Source organism: Arachnia propionica (genome assembly GCF_003859805.1).
Lineage (GTDB): Bacteria > Actinomycetota > Actinomycetes > Propionibacteriales > Propionibacteriaceae > Arachnia > Arachnia propionica_C.
Genome location: NZ_RQZG01000005.1, coordinates 98,203 through 116,387, shown reverse-complemented (window position 1 = coordinate 116,387; position 18,185 = coordinate 98,203). Strand labels below are relative to the sequence as shown.

18 protein-coding genes are annotated in these 18,185 nt (G+C 68.6%); 1 reads left to right on the top strand and 17 read right to left on the bottom strand.

Annotated elements, in window-relative coordinates; all coding sequences use genetic code 11:
• Positions 1-8: 8 nt before the first annotated feature.
• The 16 genes from EII34_RS05990 to rpsB all read right to left on the bottom strand — a co-directional run bounded on the left by EII34_RS05990 (position 9) and on the right by rpsB (position 16,019).
• Positions 9-1,313: a hypothetical protein gene (locus EII34_RS05990; RefSeq protein ID WP_124843928.1), complete on the bottom strand. Its 1,305-nt coding sequence runs from the start codon at positions 1,311-1,313 to the stop codon at positions 9-11.
• A 38-nt stretch (positions 1,314-1,351) separates the two neighbouring features.
• On the bottom strand, positions 1,352-2,110 hold the full coding sequence (gene cobF, locus EII34_RS05985) for a precorrin-6A synthase (deacetylating) (protein ID WP_124843926.1): 759 nt from the start codon (positions 2,108-2,110) through the stop codon (positions 1,352-1,354).
• Positions 2,107-3,558, bottom strand: coding sequence for a cobyric acid synthase (locus EII34_RS05980; RefSeq protein ID WP_464115343.1), 1,452 nt, complete (start codon positions 3,556-3,558; stop codon positions 2,107-2,109). Before EII34_RS05980 ends, cobF begins: the two co-directional genes overlap by 4 nt.
• Entirely contained in the window at positions 3,537-4,493 is a 957-nt protein-coding gene (locus tag EII34_RS05975; RefSeq protein ID WP_124843922.1) for a cobalamin biosynthesis protein, read from the bottom strand. Before EII34_RS05975 ends, EII34_RS05980 begins: the two co-directional genes overlap by 22 nt.
• Positions 4,490-5,272 carry an adenosylcobinamide-GDP ribazoletransferase gene (locus EII34_RS05970; RefSeq protein WP_124843920.1) on the bottom strand — a complete coding sequence of 261 codons (783 nt, stop codon included), beginning with the start codon at positions 5,270-5,272 and terminating at the stop codon, positions 4,490-4,492. The genes EII34_RS05975 and EII34_RS05970 overlap by 4 nt, the downstream gene beginning before the upstream one ends.
• On the bottom strand, positions 5,272-5,808 hold the full coding sequence (gene cobU, locus EII34_RS05965) for a bifunctional adenosylcobinamide kinase/adenosylcobinamide-phosphate guanylyltransferase (protein WP_124843918.1): 537 nt from the start codon (positions 5,806-5,808) through the stop codon (positions 5,272-5,274). The genes EII34_RS05970 and cobU overlap by 1 nt, the downstream gene beginning before the upstream one ends.
• Complete coding sequence (gene cobT / locus EII34_RS05960) at positions 5,805-6,875, bottom strand: nicotinate-nucleotide--dimethylbenzimidazole phosphoribosyltransferase (protein WP_260425062.1); 1,071 nt, start codon at positions 6,873-6,875, stop codon at positions 5,805-5,807. Before cobT ends, cobU begins: the two co-directional genes overlap by 4 nt.
• An 89-nt stretch (positions 6,876-6,964) precedes the next feature.
• Positions 6,965-8,251, bottom strand: a complete 1,287-nt coding sequence (locus EII34_RS05955; RefSeq protein ID WP_124843916.1) for a M50 family metallopeptidase — start codon at positions 8,249-8,251, stop codon at positions 6,965-6,967.
• Positions 8,248-9,423, bottom strand: coding sequence for a 1-deoxy-D-xylulose-5-phosphate reductoisomerase (dxr, locus tag EII34_RS05950; RefSeq protein ID WP_124843914.1), 1,176 nt, complete (start codon positions 9,421-9,423; stop codon positions 8,248-8,250). Before dxr ends, EII34_RS05955 begins: the two co-directional genes overlap by 4 nt.
• An 84-nt stretch (positions 9,424-9,507) precedes the next feature.
• On the bottom strand, positions 9,508-10,845 hold the full coding sequence (gene gdhA, locus EII34_RS05945) for an NADP-specific glutamate dehydrogenase (RefSeq protein WP_124843912.1): 1,338 nt from the start codon (positions 10,843-10,845) through the stop codon (positions 9,508-9,510).
• Between the two features lie 100 nt (positions 10,846-10,945).
• Complete coding sequence (gene rlmN / locus EII34_RS05940) at positions 10,946-12,067, bottom strand: dual-specificity RNA methyltransferase RlmN (protein WP_311767282.1); 1,122 nt, start codon at positions 12,065-12,067, stop codon at positions 10,946-10,948.
• A gap of 5 nt (positions 12,068-12,072) precedes the next feature.
• Complete coding sequence (locus EII34_RS05935) at positions 12,073-12,936, bottom strand: phosphatidate cytidylyltransferase (RefSeq protein WP_124843908.1); 864 nt, start codon at positions 12,934-12,936, stop codon at positions 12,073-12,075.
• Positions 12,937-12,943: 7 nt separating this feature from the next.
• Positions 12,944-13,501: a ribosome recycling factor gene (frr, locus tag EII34_RS05930; RefSeq protein ID WP_395858072.1), complete on the bottom strand. Its 558-nt coding sequence runs from the start codon at positions 13,499-13,501 to the stop codon at positions 12,944-12,946.
• Positions 13,502-13,532: 31 nt separating this feature from the next.
• Positions 13,533-14,246, bottom strand: coding sequence for a UMP kinase (pyrH, locus tag EII34_RS05925; protein ID WP_124843906.1), 714 nt, complete (start codon positions 14,244-14,246; stop codon positions 13,533-13,535).
• Positions 14,247-14,349: 103 nt separating this feature from the next.
• Complete coding sequence (gene tsf, locus EII34_RS05920) at positions 14,350-15,159, bottom strand: translation elongation factor Ts (RefSeq protein WP_124843904.1); 810 nt, start codon at positions 15,157-15,159, stop codon at positions 14,350-14,352.
• 32 nt (positions 15,160-15,191) lie between these two features.
• Complete coding sequence (rpsB, locus tag EII34_RS05915; RefSeq protein ID WP_124844066.1) at positions 15,192-16,019, bottom strand: 30S ribosomal protein S2; 828 nt, start codon at positions 16,017-16,019, stop codon at positions 15,192-15,194.
• Between the two features lie 302 nt (positions 16,020-16,321).
• On the opposite strand from rpsB, the gene EII34_RS05910 reads away from it, so the two are divergent.
• Positions 16,322-17,239 carry a peptidoglycan DD-metalloendopeptidase family protein gene (locus tag EII34_RS05910; protein ID WP_124843902.1) on the top strand — a complete coding sequence of 306 codons (918 nt, stop codon included), beginning with the start codon at positions 16,322-16,324 and terminating at the stop codon, positions 17,237-17,239.
• Here EII34_RS05910 and EII34_RS05905 read toward each other — a convergent pair.
• A complete protein-coding gene (locus EII34_RS05905) occupies positions 17,217-18,131 on the bottom strand; it encodes a tyrosine recombinase XerC (RefSeq protein ID WP_124843900.1) in 915 nt (304 codons plus the stop codon). The genes EII34_RS05910 and EII34_RS05905 overlap by 23 nt on opposite strands.
• Between the last annotated feature and the right edge of the window lie 54 nt (positions 18,132-18,185).

Below are 18,185 nucleotides of genomic sequence, written 5' to 3'. Positions count from 1 at the left end.
CGCCGGGTCTAGCGGGCCACCGCGAGGGTGTCGCCGCCCTGGAGCAGCAGGTGTCCGTGGGAGTTGCTGGCCCAGAAGTACTCCGGGAAGGTCGTCTCCCACACCGGGTCTGCCCTGCCGGGCTCCAGGGCACCCAGCACGACACCCTCGACGCCATCCGAGGCCTGGATGCTGATGACCCATCCCTTCTCGGTCAGCTCGTGGAAACCGCTGGCCGGGGAGGAGTGCTCCTGCAACCGGAAGGTGCCCGTCCGGGTGTCCAGCACGGCCGTGCTCAAACCCTGCAGGTGCTCCACCAGGATCACCGTGTCCCCGGCAGTTTCGATGAAGGGTTGGCTCTCACCCAGGTCGGAGCGCCATGTCTCCTCCCCCGTCCTGGGATCCAGCCGGAACAGCCCCTCATCACTGATCCCCAGCAGGAAGTCCTGCACCGCCCACAACATGACCCATGGAGCTTCCCGGCTCCAGCCCTCCTGACCGTTGACCAGTCCACGCACCGTTCCTGTCACCGGGTTCGCGACGACGACGATGTCACCGAACCGATGGAAGGACTCCCCCCTCGAGAGCCAGGCGGCCTGCCTCCCCGTCGCGATCTCGAGGCTCTCATGACATCCTGCCAGGACGTGACGATTCGGATCGGGGACGACGCAGAGCTCCACCCTGGACTCCCGCTCCTGCAACAGGATCTCCGCTCCGCCGAAATCCAGCGAGGTGGTGGTCTCCCACTCCACCTGGAAGTTCTCCAGCGAGGTGTACCGGGCCACCAGGCCCTCGGTCTCACTCGAGAGCAGCCGGTACACCGCACCTGAGTCCAGTTCGTGGTACTCACCGGGCGGTACCGGCAGGCTCCGCTCCACGGCACCGTCCCGGGTGCGCAGCACCACGAGTCCGGGTTCCCTGTCCTCGGCCTCGAGCAGGAGCCCGATGTGACCATCCCTGAAGTGCGGCTGCACCCGGACCCGCTGGAAACCGTCGAACTCCGCGGCAAGATCCACCTCCCACCTCGCCCTGCCGTCCTCCCAGTCGTGGAGCCGGACCTTCTGCGAGACCTCGAGATCGATGGGCAGCATGAGGACACCCGCCGTCGTGGCTGCCCACATCTCACCCTCCCCCTGGGGGATGCTCCATGCCACCTTCGGTGCCTGCTCCAGCCCCTTCAAGGGGGCATGGCCATCCGGTCGGGTGCTGGACGCACGACCGAACCACCAGATCCCGCCCACCACCAGGGCGATCACCACGACGGTGGCCAGGGCGAGCAGCACCACGGGTGCGCGTCGTGGTTCCAGCACCTGTGCTGATCCGGTCCGGGTCATGGTCTCCCCTTCCTCCCCGAGGAGACCATTGTCACCGATCACATGCTGAATGCGTACACATCCATCACCCAGCCGTGTTCGGCACGCACCCTGGCCCTGGTGGCGATGATGTCATCGATCACCTCGGACAGCACACCGGAACGCAGCTGCTGTGACGGCAGACCGAGGTTCGCACCCCACCAGATCCGGGCACGACCGGCCCGCTGCACCAGCTGCTGCACCTTCAGGTGGCCGTCGAGCATCACCACCGTCATCCCCAGATCAGGGTGCCACTGATCGACCAGCCGGCGTCCTGTCGTGATGTGCACCGGTCCACCCACCTCGTGCAGCACGATCCCGTGGGCCGCCGCCAGCGCCTGGAAGGCCGTGATGCCCGGGACCACGTGCGGCTCCACGTCGATGAGCTCCCCGATCCGCTCCACGATGCGGATGGTGGAGTCGTAGAAGGCAGGGTCGCCCCACACCAGGAACCCGACGACAGCGTCCGCGGGCAGCTCCCGCATCACCTCGACGTATCCCTTGGCCCGGGCCGCGTGCCAGTCCGCCACCCCGGCCTCGTACTGCTCCTTGTCCCGCTCCGCGTCAGGACCCCGCACCGGGTCCGCCACGGCGACGAACCGGTGACTCCCGGGATCCAGGTGGGCCTCACACAGTGCCCGACGCGACGCCACGAGATCGGACTTCACCTCCCCCTTGTCCGCGACGAGGAAGACATCCACCTCCCGCATCGCCTCGATCGCCTCCAGGCTCAGGTGCGCTGGATTCCCCGCACCGATCCCGATGATGTTGACCTTCACCTCGCCACCTCCAGCAGCGCATCGATGTCCAGATGCGTCTCGCACGCATCCGCCAGACGTTCAATCATCGCCTCGCGTCGGGCGGCGAATCCAGGGGCCCCCGGAACCGGCCGCCAGGTGCTGCCGGTGAGTGCCGCCACCTCCCCCAGGAAGGCGCGACGGAACCCGTCGGACTCGAAGGCGCCGTGCCACATGGTGCCGAACGTGGCACCGACGCGACGCCCCTGGCAGAACTCCTCCCCCGCCGTGGCGTGGACCCGGCCGTGGTGGATCGTGTAGCCGGTCACCTCCTCGTCGTGCCACGTCCCATGGGGACGCCCGAGCACCTTCTCGGCCTCGAAACACACCTCGCCCGGGATCAGGCCGAGACCTGCGGCCTCGCCCTCACCCGATTCCAGGTCGTCATGGATCCTGCTGGTCAGCATCTGGTAACCACCGCAGATGCCGAGCACGGGGCGGCCCGCCTCGGCCCGGGCCACGACCTCCTCGGCCAGTCCCCGAGCCCTCAGCCAGGCGAGGTCCGACACCGTGGCCCGTGATCCCGGCAGCACCACGAGGTCCGCGTCACGGACCTCACCGGGAGAGGTCGTGACCACCACCTGCACCCCGGGTTCGGCGGCCAGGGCGTCGACATCGGTGGCGTTCGAGGTGCGGGGCAGGTGCACCACCGCCACCCGCAGCACCCCGGACCCCGGGTGCAGGGGCCGTGACCCGATGGTCAGGGCGTCCTCCCCGTCCAACCACACCTCACTCAGCCACGGCAGCACCCCGAGGCTGCGCAGCCCGGTGCGGCGGCTGAGCTCCACCAGACCGGGTTCCAGCACCCCTGCATCACCCCGGAACTTGTTGATGAGGTACCCCACCAGACGTGCCCGGTCCGTCCCCGCGACGATCCCGTGGGTCCCGAAGATCGCGGCCAGTGCCCCACCGCGGTCGATGTCCGCGGTGAGCACGACGGGCAGGTCGAACCGTTCCGCCAGTCCGAAGTTGACGTAGTCGCCCTCCCGCAGGTTGATCTCCGCCGGGGAGCCGGCCCCTTCACACAGCACCAGGTCGTGCTCGTCCGCCAACTCCTCGAAAGCCGCGAAGGCTGCCTCGGCCAGATGCCTGCGTCCCGTCGCGTACTCCCCCGCGTCCAGTTGACCGGCCGGGCGCCCACGCAGCACGACGAAACTGCGACGGTCGCTGCCCGGTTTGAGCAGCACCGGGTTGTGTCGGCTCTCCGGCTCGACCCCGGCAGCCAGGGCCTGCAGGTACTGGGCGCGTCCGATCTCCGAGCCGTCGGCACAGACCATGGAGTTGTTCGACATGTTCTGGGACTTGAACGGCGCCACCCGCAGCCCACGACGTGTGACGGCGCGTGCCAGCCCCGTCACCACCAGTGACTTGCCCGCATCCGATGCGGTCCCGGCGATCAACAGTCCGGTCATCGTCGTCTCCTTCCCCACAGTGCCAGACCTCCCAGCACCGTCGCGGCGATCCCGGCCGCCGCCCACGTGACCACCGTCACCAACCGGGCGGCCCGGTGCACCTCACGGGCCCTGGGCCGTGGTCCCTCCCCGAGCGTCGGACGGGTCTCGACCCGCTCGCCGTAGCGGTTCTCACCTCCCAGTTGAACCCCGAGTGCCCCTGCCCAGGCCGATTCGCACCAACCGCCGTTGGGACTGGGATGTCTCGCATGGTCCCTGCGCATCATCCGCCAGGCGCGGCCGGTGTCCCCACCCACCAACGGTGCGAGTCCACAGGCGAGGACCCCGGTGATGCGTGCCGGGAGCCAGGCCGCGGCATCGTCCAGTCGCGCCGCCACGGCACCGAACCGCTCGTAGCGTTCGTTGCGATGCCCCACCATCGCGTCGAGGGTGTTGAGGCAACGGTGCCCGATGATCCCGGGAACCCCGGCCACCGCACCCCAGAACAGGGTGCTGACCCCGGCATCATTGGTGTTCTCCGCCATCGACTCGACGGTGGCGCGCCCCAGGCCGTCCGCGTCCAGCCGGGACGGGTCGCGGCCACACAGGTTCGGCAGCTGCTCCCGGGCCGCCTCCAGGTCACGGCTCCTAAGTCGCTGGGCCATGACCTGTCCCTCGACGGCGAGCCTGCGGGTCCCGAGTGCCGTCCAGGTGGCGAGCGCCGTCGTCGCCACCTCTGCCCAGCCGCGACGGGCCGCGACCCGTTCCACCAGCAGTGCCGTACCGACCACCGGGATGACCGCGGCGAGGGTGAACCAGCCACCTGCCCTGTGGTCGTCGCGCCAGGTGTACTGCTCCACGTGGGTGGCCCAGGACCCGAACCAGGCGACCGGGTGGTGCCGCTCAGGGTCACCGAACGCCTGGTCAGCAGCGGTGCCGAGCACCAGCCCGAGGGCACGATGGATGGGACTCACGTGACTCCGATCGACACGGCGGCGAGGAACCACACGCCCGCCTGGGTGAACTCGATGAGGCAGCCGTAGCAGTCGCCGTTGAGCCTTCCCAGGCGACGCAGCAGGTGTCGCTGCCAGCAGGCGGCTCCCAGCCAGGCGACGATGACCGCGGCGGTCAGCACCCCGGCGAGGCCCCATCCGAAGAGCAGGCCGGTCCCCACGAGGGTGAAGGCCAGCACGAGCCCTCGGGTGAGCCACAGCCGTGCACGGCTCCCGGTGCCCGCTGTGAGGGCCGAGAGCGTTCCGGCATCGGGCTCGTCCCCCGATCCGGGCAGGGTCGCGGCCATCGGCGTCGTGCGTCCCGCCGCGAAGCCGACCGCCAGCATCACGGGCCACTGATGGCTCGGCAACGCCGTGAGGGCGGTCACCTCCAGCAGCAGCACGAGCACGAGGGTGGTCACCCCCATCGGACCGATGTCGGAGCGTTTCATGACGGCGCGTGCCTGTTCCGCTGGTTTCCGGGAGCCGAGCGCGTCGGCGACATCGGCCACCCCGTCCAGGTGCATGGCGCCGGTGAGCAGGGCGGAGAGCGCGAGGAGCGTCACCGCGGCGAGTGTGCTGGAGCCGCTGAGGTGTGCCACACCCCAGCCGATCCCACCCAGCACCCCACCGAGCAGCAGCCCCAGCCACGGGAACGCGGTCAACGAATCGGCGAAGTCCTGCTGCCTCCACTCACGTCGTGGGATCGGGATGAGCGTGTACATGCCGATCGCACTGAGGAGGGCACGAAGTGGTCTCATCAGGCGCCCTTGATGGGCATCGGGATGCCCGCCACGCACAACCACACCTGATCCACGGCGGCGGCGACCCTCATGTTCAGACGACCCAACTGGTCGGCGAAGAGTCGTCCCGCACTGGTCGCGGGAACCACCGAGAGACCCACCTCGTTGCTCACGAACACCACGGGACGGCTGGTTCCTGCCAACGCCTCGAGGAATTCCGTGATGCGTGCCTCGCACCGGGCCAGGGCAGTGGCGTCGCGGTCCCAGCAACCGTCGTCCAGCAGGCGGGTGAGCCACACCCCCAGGCAGTCGACCAGCATCGGGGTGGGATCCTCGCGGCGCAGCTCCGCTGCGAGGTCGATCGTCTCCACGGTGGTCCAGTGTGCGGGCCGCCGGGCCCGGTGCAGGGCCAGCCGCTCCTCCCATTCGGGGTCGTCCGGGCGTTGCTCGGAGGTCGCGACGTAGGTGACCCGTCCCGCCGTTGCCAGCAGGGACTCCGCGAACGTGGACTTGCCGGAGCGGGTACCGCCCAGCACCAGCGCCGTCCCGATCACGCCTTGGACACTCCCTGCCCGCTGAAGGTACCCATCTCGTTCATCACGAGTGCCGCTGCACGGACCAACGGCAGTGCCAGGGCCCCGCCGGAGCCCTCCCCCAGCCGGAGCCCGAGGTCAACCAGGCCACGCAGCCCGAGGGCCTCGTGGGCGACCGCGATGGCGGGCTCCACACCGGCATGCCCGGCGAACAGGTAGTCGACCACCGAGGGGGCCAGCGCCTTGGCCACGAGTGCGGCGGAGCAGGAGACCACACCGTCGAGCACCACGGGGATCCGGCGCGACGCCGCTGCCAGGATGAACCCGACCATCGCGGCGTGCTCGTAGCCCCCCACCGCGGCGAGCACGTCAAGGGGATCGGTCTCGGCGCCGATCCCGTTGGTCCGGAGGCCCTGCTCGATCACCTCGATCTTGTGGGTCAGCATCGCGTCATCGGCTCCGGCTCCCCGGCCGGTGACCTGTCCGACCGCGGTACCGGTCAAGGCCGCGGTGAGCGCGGCGGCGGGGGTGGTGTTCGCCAGCCCGACCTCCCCCGGGACCAGGATGTCTGCCCCTGCGTCGATGGCCAGGTTGGCTGCCTCGACCCCGACCGCGATGGCGGTCACGGCCTGCTGCCTGGACATGGCAGGACCGACGGTGAAGTCCGACGTTCCGGCACTGATCCGGCGATCCACGGTGCCCTCGGCCGGCTGTTTCAGACCGACGTCGTAGACCTCCACCCTCGCATCATGGGCACGCGCGATGACGCTCACCCCGGCGAACCCGATGACGACCCCGGCCGCCATCTGGACACTGACCTCCTGGGGCCACGGTGTGACCTGCTGGGCGAAGACACCGTGATCTCCCGCGAAGACCACCACGTGGGGCCGGTGGGGCACCGGCGGCGGGCACTGGGCTGCGATGCCGCACAGCCTGATGCCGATCTCCTCCAGCTCCCCGAGGGAACCCGGCGGCTTCGTCAGGTCGTTCTGCCGATCACGGCCTGCCTGCTGCCATGCAGGATCGACCGGTTCGATCCTGGCGACCAGTTCGGTGAGTTCAGTCTCGGTGGCAGTGGGCATCGCCATGGTTCACGTCCTTCGGGTGGTGGCTCGCCGGTGGATCACCGGCCCCACCGAGGCTAGCAGCCCCTGCCCACGGGCTCGTCCCCGGGAGCTCAGAACAGCTTCACCGGGCTGATCAGGTCCGCCAGGATCAACAACAACCCGGTGGCCAACAGGAAACCGCCGACGACATAGGCCACGGGGAGCAGTTTCGCGGTGTCGACCGGGCCGGGATCCGCCCGACCGAGCAACGTGGCGACCCGCCGTCGCACCGCCTCGTAGAGGGCTCCGGCGACGTGTCCGCCATCCAGTGGCAGCAACGGCACCAGGTTGAACACGAACAGGAACAGGTTGACACTCGCCAGCATGGCTGCGAACGAGGCGATCCGGGAGCTGGGGTCCAGTCCCTCCACCGTCGCGATCTCCCCGGCCACCCGGCTGGCACCGAGGATGGAGATCGGGCCGTTGACGTCACGTTCCTTGCCCGTGACCAGATCGACCCCAAGATTCCAGACACTCACCGGGAACACCGTCAACGCCACGACGGAGCTGCGGGTGTGGTCCCACATCTGTCGGCCGGTCTCGACCGGGCCACCCTTGACCAGTTCCTGCTGGGGGGAGAACCCCATGAAACCGGCCTCCACCCTGGCCCGCGGGTTCAACCGGTCCGGCAGGCTCTGGATGACGGTGTTCACCTCGGGCAGGTCGAGGACCCGGCCGTCACGTTCCACCGTCAGCCGGGCCCCGCGGTCACCGTTGCCACGGATCAGCTCTCCCAACTGGGTCCAGGAGGAGATGGTGACCCCGTTGAACGCCACCACCTTGTCGCCCACCTCGACCCCGGCCTGCTTCGCCGGGGTCTCCGGGTCCCCGGGCTGGCACACCGCAGGGGTCCGGTCCGCAGGGATGATGCAGTCATTGACGACGGTGATGGTGGTGCTCGACTGCCAGGTGCCGTGGAACACGTTGATCCCGAGGAAGATCAGGAAGGCCAGCAGGAGGTTCATGGTGGGTCCACCGAGCATCACGATGACGCGCTGCCACACGGGCTTCTGGTGGAACAGGCGGCCGTCGTCCGCCGGGGTGATCTCCTCGTACTCGTAGGAGCGGGCCTGGTCGGCCATCCGGGTGAGCCACCCCTTGGGTCGGCCGGTCTGCTTCTCCGGTGGGTACATGCCCACCAGACGCACGTACCCACCGAGTGGGAAGGCCTTGATCCCGTACTCGGTCTCACCCTTCCGGCGTGACCAGAGGGTTCGACCGAAACCGACGAAGAACTGGGTGGCCTTGATGCCGAAGAGCTTGGCCGGCACCAGGTGTCCCACCTCGTGCAGTGCGATGCACACCATGATGAGGGCGAAGAAGACGATCCCGAGCAGGATCGTGATCAGGATGGTCATGACAGTTCCTCCACGTGGTGGGCGGCCTGGTCCCGGGCAGCCGCATCGGCTTCCAGCACGGCCTGGACGGTGAGTGCCTCGTCGGCGACGTGCGCCGTCGCGAGGTGGTCCTCGAGACAGCGGGTGATGAGTTCGGTGATCTGCAGGAAACCGATCCTCGCCTGGCAGAAGGCGTCGACCAGCACCTCGTTGGCCGCGTTGTAGACCGCGGGGGCGGTGCCCCCCGCCTTCCCGGCACGTCGGGCCAACTCCACCGCGGGGAAGGTCTCGGCATCCAGGGGTTCGAACGTCCAGGTGGCGCTCCGGGACCAGTCACACGGCCTCGAGGCACCCGGCAACCGGTTCGGCCAGGTGAGGGCCAGCCCGATGGGCAGCCTCATGTCGGGTGGTGAGGCCTGGGCCAGGGTGGAGCCGTCACAGAACTCCACCATCGAGTGCACGACGGACTGCGGATGGACCGTCACCACGATGTCGTCGTAGGCCACCCCGTACAGCAGCGCCGCCTCGATGAGCTCGAGTCCCTTGTTCACCAGGGTCGCCGAGTTGATGGTGATGACCCGGCCCATGTCCCAGGTGGGGTGGGCCATCGCCTCGGCCGCAGTGACCTCAGCGAGCTCCGCACGGCTCCTGCCCCTGAACGGCCCTCCGGAAGCGGTGAGGATCAACCGGGTGACCTCCTCGGCCCGCCCACCTCGCAGGGCCTGTGCGAAGGCCGAGTGCTCGGAGTCCACGGCGACGAGCTGACCGGGAGCCGCGGCCTCGGTCACGAGGCGACCACCGATGACCAGCGATTCCTTGTTGGCCAGGGCCAGTGTGGTGCCCGCCTCGAGTGCGACGAGGGTGGGGAGCAGTCCTGCCGCCCCGGTGATCGCGTTGAGCACCACGTCGCAGTCCTGCCCAGCCAACCGGGTGGCGGCGTCGTCCCCGACCTCGATCAGGGGCCGGGGCACTGAGCGGTGCTCCAGTTCCCGTTCCAGCTCCGCCAGAGCCTCCGGCCGGGCCAGTGCGACCCGGGCCGGGGCGAACCGGGCGATCTGGTCCGCGAGCAGGGCCGGGTTCCCACCCGAGGCCGCCAGCCCCGTCACCTCGAACTGGTCACGCCGTGACGCGACGACGTCAAGGGTCTGGGTACCGATGGAGCCGGTCGAGCCGAGCAGGACGATTCTTCGCACGGCCCCAAGTGTGTCATGCCGAGGGGACAGAAATCGTCCGGCAGCGGGCTGCCGGACGATTCCCGTCACGCCGTGGGCCGGGGCTCAGACCAGGCCGAAGGCCTGCATCGCGTTGGCGACCTTGATGAACCCGGTGATGTTGGCACCGACCACGTAGTCGCCGGGGGCACCGTACTCCTCCGCCGTGGTGGCGCACATCTCGTGGATGTTGCACATGATCCCGGTCAGACGCTCCTCGGTGTACTCGAAGCTCCACGAGTCGCGTCCGGCGTTCTGCTGCATCTCCAGCGCGGAGGTGGCCACACCACCGGCGTTGGCGGCCTTTCCGGGGCCGAACAGCACCCCCGCGTCCTGGAAGACGTGGATGCCCTCGGGGGTGGTGGGCATGTTGGCGCCCTCGGCGACGGCCTTGACGCCGTTCTTGACCAGCGTGGCGGCCTGGTCGGCGTTGAGTTCGTTCTGGGTGGCACAGGGCAGGGCGACCTCCACGGGCACGTCCCAGATGGATCCACTCTCGCCGAGCCTGGCGCTGTCGCGACGGGCGACGTAGTCGGCGACCCGGCCACGTTCGACCTCCTTGACCTGCTTCAACAGGTCGAGGTCGATGCCCGCCTCGTCCACGAGGTATCCGGAGGAGTCGGAACATGCGATCACGGTGCCACCCAGCTGGTGGATCTTCTCGATGGCGTAGATCGCCACGTTGCCGGAACCGGAGACCGCCACCCGCTTGCCGTCGAAGGTCTCCCCCTTGGTCTTCAACATCTCCTGGGCGAACACGACGGTGCCGTACCCGGTCGCCTCGGTCCGGACCAGGGAGCCTCCCCAGTCGAGTCCCTTGCCGGTGAGCACCCCGGACTCGTAGCGGTTGGTCAGCCGCTTGTACTGACCGAACAGGTAACCGATCTCACGACCGCCGACACCGATGTCACCGGCCGGGACGTCGGTGTACTCCCCGAGGTGGCGGTACAGCTCGGTCATGAAGGACTGGCAGAACCTCATCACCTCGGAGCTGGACCTGCCCCGGGGGTCGAAGTCGGAACCACCCTTGCCGCCACCGATGGGCATCCCGGTGAGCGAGTTCTTGAAGATCTGCTCGAAGCCGAGGAACTTGATGATGCCGAGGTAGACGCTCGGGTGGAACCGCAGCCCCCCCTTGTAGGGGCCGAGCGCCGAGTTGAACTGCACCCGGAAGCCCCGGTTGATGTGCACCTCGCCCTTGTCGTCCACCCACGGCACCCGGAAGATGACCTGCCGCTCCGGTTCGCAGATGCGCTCCAGGATCTTGTCATCCAGGTAGGACGGGTTCTTCTTGATGACGGGGGCGAGACTCTCGAAGACCTCACGGACTGCCTGGTGGAATTCCGCCTCCCCGGGGTTCCGGGCGACCACGGTCTCGAAGATCGATTCAAGGGCCTGTTCCATGAGCACTCCTCGTGGGTTTGAGTAACGATGACGTGCTGATGGTAGACCCCCCACTGTGACGATCATGTTTCGGTCCAGATCCGGGGCGGACGATGGACACTCAGGTTGTGAGGTTCTCCCGTGCCGCGAGCTGCCCGCACGCCCCGTCGATCTCCGACCCCCGGGTGTCACGCAGGGTGACCGGCACCCCCCGACGCTCCAGCGTGGCCAGGAAGGCCGCCTCGTCCTCAGGCCGGGAAGCCGTCCAGCGGGAGCCCGGGGTCGGGTTGAGCGGGATCAGGTTGACGTGGGCCCATCCCCAGTCACCGCGACGTCGCAACACATCCGCCAGCAGCTGGGCACGCTCGACGGAGTCGTTGATGTCACGCATCAGCGCGTACTCGATGCTGACCCGACGCCTCGTCACCCGCGCGTACTCCCACGCGGCATCGACGACCTCGGCCACCGGCCACCGGTTGTTGACGGGGACGATCTCGTTGCGCAGGTCGTCGTCCGGGGCGTGCAGTGACACCGCGAGGGTGACGGGTAGCCCCTCGTCGGTCAGTCTGGCGATCTGGGGCACCAGCCCGACGGTGGAGACCGTGATGCCCCTGGCACTCATCCCGAACCCGGCCGGGACCGGTGCGACCAGGGTGCGGATCGCGCCCAGCACCGCCTTGTAGTTGGCGAGCGGTTCTCCCATCCCCATGAAGACGATGTTGTTCAGCCGAGACGTCGTGCCGGGCACCAGGCCCGAGGTGAGCATCTGATTGGCCGCGAGGGCCTGGACCAGGATCTCGGCCCGGGAGAGGTTGCGTTTCAACCCGCCCTGTCCGGTGGCACAGAAGGGGCATGCCATGCCACAGCCCGCCTGGGAGCTGATGCACAGTGTGGAACGGTTGGGGTAGCGCATCAGCACCGACTCCAGCAGGGAGCCGTCGTGCAGTCGCCAGAGGGTCTTGACGGTGCGCCCCCGATCGGCGGTCTGCTGCCGGACCTGGTCGAGGAGGGACGGGAACAGCTGGGCGGCCAGGTCGTCACGGATGCTCGACGGCAGGTCGGTCCAGGTGCTCACCTCGTCGCTCAGGTGGTCGAAGACGTGCCGGGAGATCTGGTCCGCCCGGAACCTCGGCAACCCGAACGCCTCCATCGCGCCGCGTCGCTCATCCTCGTCGAGATCGAGCCAGTGCTTCGGTGCCCTGCCGCGCGCAGGGGCGTCGAAGACCAGCGGAAGTTGTCCCATCGATGTCATCCCCCAAGTCCCAGGTGCAGGATGAGCCATCCTACAGGTACCGCGACCAACAGGGAGTCAAGACGATCCATCACTCCCCCGTGACCGGGCAGGACACTGGACATGTCCTTCAGCCCGGCATCGCGTTTGACCAGGGACTCGACGAGATCACCCAGGGTCGCCGCCGGGGCGATGGCCAGGCCGAGGACCAGCCCCAGCCACCACGGTGATCCCAGGATGAACAGCGCACAGAGTGTGCCGATGAGGGCCGCGAAGAACATCGACCCGGCGAACCCCTCCCACGTCTTCGAGGGCGAGATCCCGGGTGCCATGCGGTTCCTGCCGAACAGGGAGCCGACGGCGTAGGCGCCGGTGTCCGAGGCGGAGACGCACAACACCACCGTGATGATCCGCAGTCGACCGTCCTCCGGTGCCATGAGCAGCGGCACGAAGATCCCCATGAGTGGCAACCAGGCGATGATCAGCGCGCTGGCCGCGATGTCACGGATGAACCCGTCGACCCCACCCAGGAGCAGGCGGGCGACCAGACAGGCCAGCACCGTCCCCGCGACGCAGGTCATCGCCACGGTGGTGGGGGCCAGGGCGAGATCCAGTTCCGCGACGGCGTAGCCGCCGATGACGCTGATGGCGGTGCCGACGACGATCACCCGCACCTGCGAGTGCATTCCCTTGCGGGCCAACGCGTGATGGACCTCCACCACGCCGAGGCTGAGGGTCAGTGCGGAGAGGAGGATGAAGAACCACGGCACCCACAGCAGCCCCACGGCGAGGGCGGCCATCAGGGCGACACCGACACCGATGGCGAGCGGTACGTTCCGGCCCACCCGCGGCGTCGGTGTCGTGTCGTGGGATTCCTTCATGCGTCGTTCAGACTTCGCTGAGTTCGGCTTCCTTGTGCTTGAGCAGCTCGTCCACGGCGTCCACGTACTTGCGCGTGGTGGCATCCATGGCCTTCTCCGCGCGGGCGAGATCGTCCTCGCTGATCTCGTGGTCCTTCTCCAGCTTCTTCAACTGGTCCATGGCATGACGGCGCACGTTGCGCACGGCGATGCGTGCGTCCTCGGCCTTCGCCCTGGCCATCTTGATGTACTCCTTGCGGCGCTCCTCGGTGAGCTGCGGCATCACACAGCGGATGGCGTTGCCGTCGTTGCTGGGGTTGACCCCGAGGTCCGCGTCACGGATGGCCTTCTCGATGGCGGTGATGGCACTGCGGTCGAAGGGAGTGATGAGCATGGTGCGGGGATCGGGTGAGGTGAACGTCGCCAGCTGCTGCAACGGGGTGGGTGCCCCGTAGTAGTCGGCGTTCAGGCGGTTGAACATCGCGGGGTGGGCGCGGCCGGTACGGATGGTGGCCAGGTCGTCCCGTGCGTGGTCGACGGCGGCCTGCATCTTGGCCTGGGTTTCCTTCTCGACGTCGGCGATCATGCCGCTCTCCTTTGTGTGAGGGTGGGTGGGTTCAGCGGGAGACGAGGGTCCCGATGGGCTCCCCCTGCACGACGCGACCGATGTTGCCACGTTCGGACAGGTTGAAGAACACGAGGTTCAGCGAGTTGTCACGAGCCAGGGCCAGTGCGGTGGCGTCGGCGACCTTGAGGTCCTTGGCCAGGAACTCGTCATGGCTGAGGTGCTCGAAGCGCTTCGCCTCGGGATTGGTGCGAGGATCCGAGTCGTAGACCCCGTCCACGCCCTGCTTGCCCATGAGCAGCACCTCTGCCCCGATCTCCAGGGCACGCTGGGCGGCGACGGTGTCGGTGGAGAAGTACGGCATGCCGGAACCGGCGCCGAAGATCACCAGACGTCCCTTCTCGAGGTGGCGTTCGGCCCGACGGGGGATGTAGGGCTCGGCCACCTGGGCCATGTGGATCGCGGACTGCACCCGGGTGTCGATGCCCTCCTTCTCCAGGAAGTCCTGCAGCGCGATGGAGTTCATCACCGTGCCGAGCATCCCCATGTAGTCGGCCCGGTCCCGGGCCATCCCGTTGACGCTCAGTTCCGCACCACGGAAGTAGTTGCCACCGCCGACGACGACCGCCACCTGTGTGCCCCGGTCCACGACTGCGGCGATCTCCTTCGCGATCCCGGAGACGACGACGGGGTCGACTCCCAGCTTCCCGCCACCGAAGACCTCACCGGAAAGCTTGAGTAGCACCCTGCGGTACGGCTTGTTCATCCTGTCCCCTTGTCGTGGTGGTTGTGCGTCAACGGTCACCCTACCGTCAAACGCGAGACGAGCGCGCCCCATCCGGGACACGCTCGTCTCACACGTGGTTCGCTCAGGCGCTGACGGCCAGTCGGGCGAAGCGCTTGACCTCCAGGCCTGCCTCCTTCAGGGCGTCCCCGACGGTCTTCTTGTCCTCCCACACGGCCGGCTGGTCGAGCAGGACGGTGTCCTTGAAGAACCCACCGAGACGGCCCTCGACGATGCGCGGCAGGGCGGCCTCCGGCTTGCCCTCCTCACGGGCGGTGGCCTCGGCGATGCGACGCTCGTTCTCGACGGTCTCGGCCGGGACCTCGTCACGGGTGACGAAGGCAGGGCTCATCGCGGCGATGTGCATGGCCACCTGGTGGGCCAGGGTCTCGTCGCCGCCGGTGTACTCCACGAGCACGCCGACCTGCGGGGGCAGGTCGGAGGCACGACGGTGGAGGTACAGGTGGGTGGTGCCGTCGAAGTTGGCGACCCCGACCAGGGAGAGATTCTCACCGATCTTCCCAGCCAGCCCCTGGATCGCCTCGAGGACCGTCGCCTCGCCCAGCTCGGCGGCATTGGCGGCCTCGACGTCGCTCGCCCCGCTGGTGGCGACGGCCTCGACGATCTGATCGGCCAGTCCGACGAACTCGGCGTTCTTCGCGACGAAGTCGGTCTCGGCGGCGAACTGGATGAGCACACCGTCGCGGCCGGCGACGATACCGTTGGTGGCCTCCTTGTCGGTGCGCTTGGCGGCCTTGGCGAGGCCCTGGATGCGCAGCAGCTCAACGGCCTTGTCGAAGTCACCCTCAGCCTCGGTGAGGGCCTTCTTGGCGTCCATCATCCCGGCGCCGGTGGCGTCGCGGAGCTTCTTGACGTCGGCAGCAGTGATTGCCATGTCGTTCTTCCCGTCTGGTGTCGTGGGCTGGATTACTTGGACTCGGGGGTGGCCGGGGCCTGCTCGGTCTCGGCAGGGGCCTCCTTCGTGGCGGCCTCGCCCTGGGCCAGGAGCTCACGCTCCCAGTCCGGCATCGGCTCGGCCTCGGCCTCCTCGCCGCTGCGCCCCGAGGAACGCTCGATGAGGCCCTCGGCGACGGCGTCGGCGATGATCCGGGTCAGCAGCGCGACGGAGCGGATGGCGTCGTCGTTGCCGGGGACCGCGTAGTCCACCTCGTCCGGGTCACAGTTGGTGTCGAGGATGCCGACCACGGGGATGCGCAGCTTGCGGGCCTCGTCGACGGCGAGGTGCTCCTTCTTGGTGTCGACGACCCACACGGCCTGCGGGGTGCGGACCATGTCACGGATACCGCCCAGGGTCTTGTCGAGCTTGTTCTTCTCACGGGAGAGCTGGAGCAGCTCCTTCTTGGTCAACCCGGTGCTCGCGGAATCGGTGAGGTCCATGCCCTCGAGTTCCTTGAGGCGCTGGATGCGCTTGGTGACCGTGTGGAAGTTGGTGAGCATGCCGCCCAGCCAGCGCTGGTTGACGAACGGCATCCCGACGCGGGTGGCCTGCTCGGCGATGGCTTCCTGGGCCTGCTTCTTGGTGCCGACGAACAGGATCTGGCCACCACGGGCGACGGTGGACTTCACGAAGTGGAAGGCCTTGTCGATGTAGGTCAGCGAGAGCTGGAGGTCGATGATGTAGATGCCGTTGCGCTCGGTGAAGATGAAGCGCTTCATCTTCGGGTTCCAACGACGGGTCTGGTGTCCGAAGTGAACGCCGGACTCGAGCAACTGGCGAGTGGTCACGACGGCCATGGCCGTTCCTTTCGTGGTGGGCAGCACACCGCCCACCCATGACAGGGTGGGCCCCGGGCCCACACGGGTGGTTGTCTCCAGGACCCCGGCGGGATCCTGCCTGATGCGCCCGGCAGCGGCACCCGAACCGGGGTTCGGGACCACGTCGCTGCCGACGGTCATCCGTTCAAGCGCATGCGATGTCAATCGGACGACACCGATTGCAGGGCAATCCTATGCCTCCTGCCACCGGTTGTCCACAGATCACCTCATTCCGCGCCGCTGATGACCACTCGGCCTCCTCCCGTGCCCACAGTGATGACATGAGGACCAAGAGGAAGCTGGTGCTGATCGTCATCGCCTGGGTGAGCCTCATCGGGGCGCCGTGGGCCGCCGCCCGGGAGGGGCTCGTGCTGCTGCCCCCGGTGCCCGGTGAGGTGGTGACCGCGTTCGACGGTGGGAGCTCGCCGTACTCGAAGGGACACCGCGGGGTGGACCTGGCGGCGGCAGCCGGGGAACCGATCCGTGCCGCCGCCCCAGGAGTCGTGTTCTTCTCCGGACGGGTGGCGGGTCGCCCCTCCGTCTCCGTGGACCACGGCAACGGCCTGCGCACCACCTACACCCCGGTGACCGGCATCCTCGATGTCGGCTCGCCGGTCACGGCGGGGCAGGTGATCGGTCACCTGGACGGCCTGCCCCACTGCGCTCCTCGGTTCTGTCTGCACTGGGGACTCACCGACGGCACCGTCTACCACGACCCGATGCCCCACCTCGCCGTTCCCCGGGTGAGACTGCTGCCGAACGGGACCCGCCCGCAGCCGATCCCACCGTTGCCCGCCGCCGAGACCCCGCTGTCCCGGGGCTCCCCTCCGGTACCCGGACCGGTCACGAGCCCCTTCGGGATGCGGGTGCACCCGGTGACCGGGGTGTACAAGCTGCATGACGGTGTGGACCTCGGCGCTGCATGCGGCACCCCGATCCGGCTGCCCTGGCCCGGACGCGTGGTCTCGGCCCGGTACGACGGCGGCTACGGCAACCGGGTGATCGTGGAGCACGGCTCACTGCGCACCGGATACGCCCACCTTCCCCGGATCGACGTCGAGGTCGGGCAGGAACTCGCCGCCGGTGCGCTGGTGGGGGTCGTCGGGAACACCGGGTACTCCACAGGGTGCCACCTGCACTGGATGGCCTGGCGGGACGGTCGTCTGGTGGATCCGCTCACCCTTCTCGGGGGTCCGTGACCACGGCACGCGGGTGGGCCTGCTGGAAGGCGGCACGGAGTCTGTCGTCGGAGACGTGGGTGTAGATCTGGGTGGTCGCCATCGTGGCGTGCCCCAGCATCTCCTGGACGCTGCGCAGGTCCGCTCCTCCGGCCAGCAGGTGGGTCGCCATCGCATGGCGCAGCGCATGGGGGCTGACCGTGTGCCCGCTGACCGCGGTGGCGGCCTGCACCACGCGGCGCGCCACGCGGGGGTCCAGTGCGCCACCACGTACCCCGAGGAAGATCCGGTCGGGGCTCTCCGGGGTGGCCAGCCGCCCCCTCACGTCCAGCCATCGCTGGAGCGCCTGCCTGGCCGGGAGCCCCATCGGGACCACCCGTTGCTTGTTCCCCTTGCCCGTCACGCGCACCACACCACGTTCCAGGTCGACATCACTCCTGGTGAGGCCACAGAGCTCCGAGATGCGCAATCCGCTGGCGTAGAGCAGCTCCACGAGAGCGACGTCGCGCAGGGCCCGGGGCTCGCCATCGGCGGCCGCGACCGCCAGGGTCTGAAGGGTCTGGTCCATCTCGGACCGGGTCAGGACCTCGGGCAGCGTGCGGCGCTGCCGGTGTGCCCTGAGCCGGACCGCGGGACTGGTCGCAAGATGTCCCTCCCCCACTGCCCATGCGAAGAAGCCCTTGACGCAGGACACCCGACGCTGCAGCGTCGCCGTGGCCGCCCCCTCGGCCAACAGCTGCCCGAGCCAGCTGCGCAGCTGTGCCAGAGTGACCCGTCCGGGCGCGACCCCTGAGAACTCGGCCAGCCCACGCAGGTCGACGTCGTAGGCACGCACCGTCGCCGGGGACAGGGAACGTTCCGTGGCCAGGTGCTGGCGGTACTCGGCGATCAACGCTTCCCAGGCGGCGTCCATGGCGAACAGTGTGTCACCGGGCGTACTGTTGGGCACAACGACGAACCGGGAAGG